Consider the following 1,392-nt stretch of genomic DNA (forward strand, 5'->3'; position numbering starts at 1 on the left):
AGATAACCGCATTGATAAATACTGTGATATGTGCCGGAAATCCAAATTGTTCCTTCTGGTTTTAGAACACGCCTGCAAGCGGAAATCCATTCGTTATGAAACTCCGTGTCGTTCTCAAACCCATTGCTTTTATCCCATTTTCCTTTGTTCACATTAACCATTTTTCCGTTTTGGCACGTAAACCCGTCATTCGACAACATATAGGGAGGATCGGCAAAAATCATATCTATTGAATTTTCAGGGAAAGACTTTAGTATCTCCAAGCAGTCCCCATTAAAAATTACAGTATTTTTTGATTGAAAAAACGGGGAAAAGTCTTTTATGGGGTGGGAAAATACTGTTTTAAAGTTTACAGGGGTCATAGGGATTTATTATATACTGAAATACATTCATATGTGTAGACTGTAATACAAAAAGCCACAAGACGGAAACTCAATCTTTTGGAGATGGCGAACGACCTTGCCAATTTAAGAAAAATCTACAGGTGTATCAGTTATTCTTTAGATGTTATATCTAATAATGACTCTATTAAAAAATTAAGTTCATCTTCTGATAAAGAATTAAAAGTCCGCAGTAAAGATACAAGTTCTTTATTAGATAATGAATTTATTCTATTTATTGAAGAAATAATCTCTTTTTCTTGTAAGGAGTTATAACCGCTAATCAAAGAAATACGGTTTGTCTCAGACAAGGAAGTTAATTTTTCTATTGTAGAATCACATTCTGTTTCAGGTATAGAGTTTAATGTCTGCTTTAAGGAAAAAAGTTCCGCTTCCGGCAAAGAGGATATTTTCTCTCTTAAATAAGAACACTCCGCAAAAGAGTTATACTCCGCGCTTGCCAAATATATTTGAGACTCTTTCCCTCCATAAGCAGTAAAAGAAATTCCTGTTACAAAAATAATCAATTGAACCGGTAAAGTAATTATGTCCAGAGGAATCGTCCAAAAAAGCCAAGAAAACTTGTCATCTTTAACAGCCATAGTTGAAAAACAACTAATAAAACTATTAGCCAGTATTACCAAAACCATAACCATAGCTATTTTTCCAGCAATCTTTTTCATTTAACCTCCTCGCTTATATTCATCAGCTACGCGCTTTCATGGGATATGTATTACTGGTAGTATATAATACATATCCCCTATCTTTTCAGCCTTGTGTCCGCCGTCGTAATATTCGTAATATAAGCTGTAGTTCAGTTTCATTCCGTTTTTCACTCGCCACGTCTTGCTTTCACTGCTCGTTTTCTTCATCATGTTTCCTATTATATCATACTCAAATGTTCCAACTGGTACGTCGGTTTTCAATAAAACATTATTGTTGTAACCGCTTTCTCCATTTTTCTTGTAAGGAGTTATAACCGCTAATCAAAGAAATACGGTTTGTCTCAGAC

General features: G+C 34.6%; 3 protein-coding genes. All 3 read right to left on the reverse strand.

Going from position 1 to position 1,392, the window contains the following annotated elements:
• On the reverse strand, positions 1-263 hold a 263-nt coding region (locus tag ACYVTD_RS12840; protein ID WP_461248138.1), incomplete at its 3' end, for a DNA methyltransferase.
• Between the two features lie 230 nt (positions 264-493).
• Positions 494-1,063 carry a hypothetical protein gene (locus ACYVTD_RS12845; protein ID WP_461248139.1) on the reverse strand — a complete coding sequence of 190 codons (570 nt, stop codon included), beginning with the start codon at positions 1,061-1,063 and terminating at the stop codon, positions 494-496.
• 36 nt (positions 1,064-1,099) lie between these two features.
• A complete protein-coding gene (locus ACYVTD_RS12850) occupies positions 1,100-1,306 on the reverse strand; it encodes a hypothetical protein (RefSeq protein ID WP_461248140.1) in 207 nt (68 codons plus the stop codon).
• Between the last annotated feature and the right edge of the window lie 86 nt (positions 1,307-1,392).

The organism is Treponema sp. R6D11 (assembly GCF_054786075.1).